Annotated in this window: 6 protein-coding genes; all 6 read right to left on the reverse strand. The window is 73.3% G+C overall.

Features of this window, described 5'->3' with window-relative positions:
* Positions 1 to 4 precede the first annotated feature (4 nt).
* On the reverse strand, positions 5 to 2353 hold the full coding sequence (locus ACI8AF_RS21670; RefSeq protein ID WP_456541828.1) for an arylsulfatase: 2349 nt from the start codon (positions 2351 to 2353) through the stop codon (positions 5 to 7).
* A 382-nt stretch (positions 2354 to 2735) separates the two neighbouring features.
* Positions 2736 to 3431, reverse strand: coding sequence for an alpha/beta fold hydrolase (locus ACI8AF_RS21675; protein ID WP_456541829.1), 696 nt, complete (start codon positions 3429 to 3431; stop codon positions 2736 to 2738).
* 16 nt (positions 3432 to 3447) lie between these two features.
* Positions 3448 to 4164, reverse strand: a complete 717-nt coding sequence (locus tag ACI8AF_RS21680; RefSeq protein WP_456541830.1) for a Crp/Fnr family transcriptional regulator — start codon at positions 4162 to 4164, stop codon at positions 3448 to 3450.
* A gap of 18 nt (positions 4165 to 4182) precedes the next feature.
* On the reverse strand, positions 4183 to 5031 hold the full coding sequence (locus tag ACI8AF_RS21685; protein WP_456541831.1) for an ABC transporter ATP-binding protein: 849 nt from the start codon (positions 5029 to 5031) through the stop codon (positions 4183 to 4185).
* Entirely contained in the window at positions 5028 to 6086 is a 1059-nt protein-coding gene (locus tag ACI8AF_RS21690; protein WP_456541832.1) for a FecCD family ABC transporter permease, read from the reverse strand. The genes ACI8AF_RS21685 and ACI8AF_RS21690 overlap by 4 nt, the downstream gene beginning before the upstream one ends.
* On the reverse strand, positions 6083 to 6448 hold a 366-nt coding region (locus ACI8AF_RS21695), incomplete at its 5' end, for an iron chelate uptake ABC transporter family permease subunit (protein ID WP_456541833.1). The genes ACI8AF_RS21695 and ACI8AF_RS21690, both read right to left, overlap by 4 nt.

Here is a 6448-nt window from a genome sequence, read left to right on the forward strand (position 1 = left end):
CCGGCTACTGCCGGGCCATCGCCAGGCGCATCCCGCTGTCGCTGTCGGTGATCAGCTCACCGGAGACGTCGACGGTCACGGTGTGCAGGGTCCCGGTGAAGCGGAACGGAGCGCGGTAGTCCGGGGTCACCGGCGAACCCGGGTCGGCGCCGCAGGTGAGGGAACCCGGGTTGATGATGATCGGGATCGTCACCGCGAACTCCTGCTGGGCCACGAGGTCGCCGTCCACGTAGAGCTGTGCCCGTCCCGGCGCGCCACGCCCCTGGGCGAAGTCCGGCCGGCCGGTCGGCTCGAACTCGAACCGGAGCTGGTGCCGGCCCGCCGGCACCGCCGACGGGGCGCTCACCCGGTGGATCAGGCGCGCGAGGTAGTTGTGCGCGTAGTGCGGCCGACCGTCGACGAGGTAGAAGCTCCACCCGCCGACCCCGCTCCCCTGGGCCAGCAGCACGCCGTTGGCACCCTCGGTCAGTTCCACGTCGGCGGTGATGCTGTGCGGGCGGTTGAGCAACCGCGGCCCGGCGAAGTACGGCACCGCCGAGGTGCGGGGCCGGAAGACGTACGTGTCCCGAGGCTCGGCGACCTGTGGACGCTCGGTCATCATCCGGGCCGTTCCGCTGCCGTCGATGGGCAGGACGTCGTACTTCCCGGCCTCGACGTACCACTGGGCGATCAGCTCGATGAGCTTGTCCGGGTGCCGGTCGGCCACGTTCCGGTTCTCCGTGACGTCCTCGGCGACGTGGTAGAGCTCCCAGTGGTGAGCGTCCAGGTCGGCCAGGTCGGCCCTGGAGATCGGAACGCCGAAGGGCTTGCCGGCCTCGCTGAAAGAGGGGCCGGGCCACGGGCAGACGGCACGCCAGCCGTCCGAATCGATCGCTCGGTGCCCGAGCATCTCGTAGTACTGCGTGTGGTGCCGGGTGGGCGCGTCCGGGGCGTCGAAGGTGTAGGCGAAGCTCGTACCGTGCAGCGGCGCCTGGGTCACGCCGCGGATCGTCTTCGGCGGCTCGATGCCCAGCACCTCGAGCACGGTGGGCACGATGTCGATGATGTGCGCGAACTGCGTGCGGAGCTGCCCCCTCGCCGCGATGCCCGCCGGCCAGTGGACGACGAACGGGTCGCTCACCCCGCCGCGGTAGGTCTCGCGCTTCCAGCGGCGGAACGGCGTGTTGCCGGCCCAGGTCCACCCCCAGGCGTAGTGGTTGAACGTGGTCTCGCTGCCGAGCTCGTCGAGCTTGGAGACGACGTCACCGAGAGGTTCCGGGGCGTTGTTGAAGAACTGCAGCTCGTTCGGCGTGCCCGTGGGCCCACCCTCGGCGCTGGCCCCGTTGTCCGAGACCACCATGAGCAGGGTGTTCTCCAGTTCCCCGGTCTCGCGGAGGAAGTCCAGCACCCGTCCGATGTGGTGATCGGTGTGGGACAGGAAGCCGGCGAACACCTCCATCATGCGGCTGTACAGCCGCCTGGCCTCCGGGGACAACTCGTCCCAGTCCGGGACATCGGGGTCGCGGCGGGAGAGTTCGGCCTCGGCGGGCATGACGCCCAGCTGCTTCTGCCGCTCGAAGACCCGCTCCCGGTAGACGTCCCATCCGTCGTCGAACGCCCCGGCGTACCGGTCGGCCCACTCGCGGGGGACGTGGTGCGGGGCGTGCGTGGCCCCCGAGCACAGGTGCAGGTAGAAGGGTTTGTGCGGGGCCACCTGCTTGGCGTCGGCGATGAAGTCGATGGCCCGATCGGCGAGGTCCTCGGTGAGGTGGTAGCCCTCCTGCGGCGTGCGCGGCGGGTCGACCTGGTGGTTGTCGTGGACCAGCTCGGGGTGCCACTGGCTGGTGTCCCCACCGAGGAACCCGTAGAACCGCTCGAAACCGCGGCCGAGCGGCCAGCGGTCGAACGGTCCGGCCGCGGATTCCTGCTCCGACGGCAGCAGGTGGTACTTGCCGACGAGGTAGGTGCTGTAGCCGTGTTGCAGCAGCATCTCCGAGAGGAACCCGTTCTCGAACGGGATGTTGCCGTTGTACCCGGGATAGCCGGTGGCGATCTCGTTGATCGCCGCCATCGCGTTCGCGTGGTGGTTGCGGCCGGTCACGATGCACGACCGCGACGGCGAGCGGAGCGCCGTGGTGTGCATGTTCGTGTAGAGCAACCCGTTCGCCGCCAGCTCGTCGAGGTTCGGGGTCGCGATCGGGCTGCCGTAGCAGCCGAGCTGCCCGTACCCGGTGTCGTCGAGGACGATGACCAGGACGTTCGGGGCACCCGGCACGGCGCGCACCGGCTGCGGCCACGCGGGTGTCGACCCGTCCGTGGTGCGGCTGATGGTGCCCGGGAAGGTCGTTCCGGGCTCGTACTCGGTCAGCGGCATGAGGGCTCCCAGAGCTCGACGGCAAGGCCAGGGACGGAGAGGCCGGACAACCCGCGCCGCGCAGCCAGCACGTCACCCTCGCCGTATGAACCGCCCGGCCTTCAGCCACCCCCTTGGTCCCGGGCGCGGTGTCGGCGCACGGGATGACGTCGCGGCAGCGCGGCGGTCCCCAGGGCTCGGTCATCCGTTCCCGGCGGAGCCACGTACGTCCGCCACCGGCACGGACCCGGGACACGCTCGTGCTGGACCAGGGGCATGCCGAGCAGCACCGCGAGCGGGTCGCGGCCGAGCAGCTCGCCGGCACGCCGGTCCAGGGTGACGGTCAGGGGCGGCACCCACCCGCTCCCGCCGCACCGGCACCGGAGGAGGTCGCGACCGGTCCTCAGCCCACCGCGACCGGTACCCGGGACAGGGTCGCGGCCAGGCCCTCGGGATCGGCGAGCATCGGCGAGTGGGACGTGGCCAGCCGCGCCACGTGGTCGGCCTTGCGCGCCAGGACCTCCTGCGACGCCGCCGTCAGGGCGAGGTCGTCCTCGAGCACGACGTAGGTCGTCGGGTGGTGCCGGTCGGGGGCCGCGCAGGGTTGCGTGACGGCCGCACCGCTGCTGTAGCCCAGCCGGGCGAACGCCTCCCGGGCCGTAGCCTCCGGCACGTCGGCGAACAGGTGCCGGCGCGCCGTCTCCCAGTCGGGAATCCGGGCGGCGGTCATGTCCGCGGTCATCTGCACGTAGTCCGCGACGGCGCGGGCGCCCTCGGACTCCAGGATCGTCTGGCCGCGCTCGGGCCAGAAAGCGCCCACGTAGACGGTGTGCGCGATGGCCGGGTGGTCGGCGACCTCGGTGAGCACGACGCCGCCGTAGGAGTGCCCCACGAGCACCACGGGCTCACCGGCCGCGTCCAGCAGCCGGCGGACCTCCGCGGCGTCGTCGGCGAGATCCCCCAGGCCCTCGGGGTCCGGCCCGGTGCTGGGCAGCTCGGCCACGAGCACCCGGTGCCCAGCGCGTTGTAGCGCGGCCGCGGTGTCGGCCCAGTACGAGCCGTCGGTGAAGCCGCCGTGCACCAGCAGGTAGGTGGTCATGCGCGGCAGTGTGGGCTCAGCGGGCGGTCGTGTCAGGAACCCCGGTTCCACCCTCCTGGCTCAGCAGGAGCGGGTCGAGGATGTCGATGTGGTCCGGGTGCGTGCGGATCGCGCCGGACCGGCGCAGCTCGCGCAGCACCCGCACCACGACCTCCCGGACCGTGCCGACGGACTCCGCCAGCTGGCGCTGGCTGACGGCGACCCGGAGCGTCGCCGGCGCCGGGCCCGGGCCGGCGACCTCCTGCGCCGCCAGGTCCAGCAGGTGGCGGGCGACGCGCTCGCGCACGCTGGAGAACGCGCTGCCGGTGATCTCGTGGATGTAGGCCAGCGTGCGATCGGCCAGCTCCCCCAGCAGCGCCTCCATCACCGGCGGATCGTGGAGCGCGGCCCGCCGCACCACATCCGGGGAGAGCAGCAGCAGCCGCGAGTGCACCACCGCCTGGATGCCGACCGGCACCCGGAAGCCGGACGCGTACATCGACACCGCGCCGATCAGCGCCCCGCGCCGGCAGTAGCGGATGGTCAGCGTGCGGCCGTCGGGAGCGGTGACGAAGGCCCGGACCAGGCCGCCGACCACGAGCTCCAGGTGCTCGGCGTCCTCCCCCTCCCGGTGCAGCATCGCGCCCACCGGGATCTCGACGAGCCGGGCCTGCGCCAGCAGTCCTCGGACCGCCGGGCCGGACAGCGGGGCGAAGCGGGAGGCACCGAGCGCCGACCGGACCTCGTCGTCCATGCGGGCACCGTAGGACGGTCAGGCCCGGGACGCGGCCGGTCCCGACGCGGGCTCCGGGGACCGCGTCGTCGTCGTGTGGTGGCGGCCGATCGGCAGCATCAGCGGCTTGCCCGACGTCGGGTCGACGACGACCCGGCTGTCGAGCCCGAAGACGGCGCGCACGGTCTGCTCGGTGAGCACCTCCGCCGGCGTCCCGGCCGCGTGGATCCGCCCGTCGGCGAGCGCGACGAGGTGGTCGGCGTAGCGGGCGGCGAGGTTGAGGTCGTGCAGGACCATGACGATCGTCGTCCCGCGGGTGCGGTTGAGGTCGGTCAGCAGGTCGAGGACCTCGATCTGGTGGGCGACGTCGAGGAACGTCGTCGGCTCGTCGAGCAGGAGCAGGTCGGTCTGCTGGGCCAGTGCCATGGCGATCCAGACCCGCTGGCGCTGGCCGCCGGAGAGCTCGTCGACGGCGCGGTCGGCCAGGGCCGTCGTCTGCGTCGCCTCCAGGGCCGCCGCCACCGCGGCGTCGTCCTCCTGTCGCCAGCGGGTGAAGATCCCCTGGTGCGGGTTGCGGCCGCGACCGACCAGGTCGGCGACGGTGATGCCCTCCGGCGCGATCGGTGACTGCGGGAGCAGGCCCAGGGTCCGGGCGAGCTCCTTGGCGGGCATCCGGTGCACCGACCGGCCGTCGAGCAGCACCTGGCCGGTCCGGGGCGCGAGCAGGCGCGACATCGACCGCAGCAGCGTGGACTTGCCGCAGGCGTTCGCGCCGACGATGGCCGTGATCTCCCCGGTGGGGACGACCAGGTCGAGGTCCTCGATGACGGTCCGCTCGCCGTACCCGAGCGTGAGGTCCTCCGCCGCGAGCGAGCGGGTGTCGGTCACAGCGAGCCTCCGGCGCGGTTGGTGCGGACGATCAGGTAGATCAGGTACGGGGCCCCGAGCACGCCGGTGACCACGCCGACCGGGTAGCGGGTCTCCAGGGCGAACTGGCCGACGAGGTCGGCCACGAGCACCAGCAGCGCCCCGACCAGCCCGGCCGGCACGAGCAGCGAGCCGTTCGGGCCGACCAGGCGCGCCGCGATGGGCCCGGCGAGGAAGCACACGAAGGCGATCGGGCCGCAGGCGGCCGTGGCGAAGGCGATCAGGCCGACCGCCGCGACGATCGCCACGACCCGGGTCCGCTCGACGCGGGTCCCCAGCGCGGAGGCGGTGTCGTCGCCGAGCTCGAGCGCGGAGAGGTCGCGCGTCTGCGCGAGCAGCACGGGGCCGAGCACGACGAGGGCGACCAGCGCCGGCACGGCCGCCTCCCAGGTGCTGCCGTTGAGGCTGCCGGTCAGCCAGCGCAGCGCCTCGGCGAAGTCCCAGGCGCCGGCCTTGGACAGCACGTAGGAGGTGGTGCTCGTCGACATGGCGGCGACGCCGATGCCGATGAGGACGAGCCGGGTGCCCACGACGCCGTCCTTGAACGCCAGGGTGTAGACCAGCAGGGCGACGGCGAGCGCGGCGACGATCGCGGTGACCGACACCGCGGTGCCGGACCACCCGAGGACGACGATGGCGAAGGCGGCCGCGGCGCTGGCGCCGGTGCTGATGCCGATGACGTCGGGGCTGGCGAGGGGGTTGCGCAGCATCGTCTGGAACGTGACGCCGGCGAGGCCGAAGGACAGCCCGGCCACGACCGCGAGCACCGCCCGCGGCAGGCGCAGCCGGCCGACGGTGAAGGAGGCGCCGGGCACGTCCTCGCCGAGGACCACCCGGATCACGTCGCCCGGCGGGTAGGACGTCCGCCCGACCATCAGCGTGGCCGCGAACACCGCGACGACCAGGACGGCGAGCACGACGACCACCAGCCGCCGGCGCGCGGCGCGGCGGACGCGGCCGCGGGCGACGACTTCGACGGCCTCGACCGCCGGCGCCGTCGCCGCGTCGGTGCTCACAGCTCACGCACCTTCCGCCGGCGGACCAGGACGATGAAGAACGGGGCGCCGAGCAGCCCGGTGATGATGCCGACGTCGATCTCGCCGGGGCGGGCCACGATCCGGCCGAGCACGTCGGCGGCGATGAGCAGGCACGCGCCGGTCAGCGCGGAGAACGGCAGCAGCCAGCGGTGGTCGACGCCGATGAGCAGCCGGCACAGGTGCGGGACGATCAGCCCCACGAAGAAGAGGGGCCCGGGGCCCGCGGTCGCCGCGCCGCACAGCAGCACCCCACCCCCCCCCCCCCCCCCCCCCGCCCCCGCGACGCCCACGCCCAGGCCCCCGCCCACCACGTCGCCGAGGGCGAGCGAGTTTAGGGTGCG

It is taken from the genome of Blastococcus sp. SYSU D00669 (assembly GCF_054050715.1).

What these genes read in the sequence shown, in the direction of transcription:
- ACI8AF_RS21670 (WP_456541828.1), bottom strand. Translation starts at nt 2,353, where the DNA reads ATGCCGCTGACCGAGTACGAGCCCGGAACGACCTTCCCGGGCACCATC.
- ACI8AF_RS21680 (WP_456541830.1), bottom strand. Translation starts at nt 4,164, where the DNA reads ATGGACGACGAGGTCCGGTCGGCGCTCGGTGCCTCCCGCTTCGCCCCG.
- ACI8AF_RS21675 (WP_456541829.1), bottom strand. Translation starts at nt 3,431, where the DNA reads ATGACCACCTACCTGCTGGTGCACGGCGGCTTCACCGACGGCTCGTAC.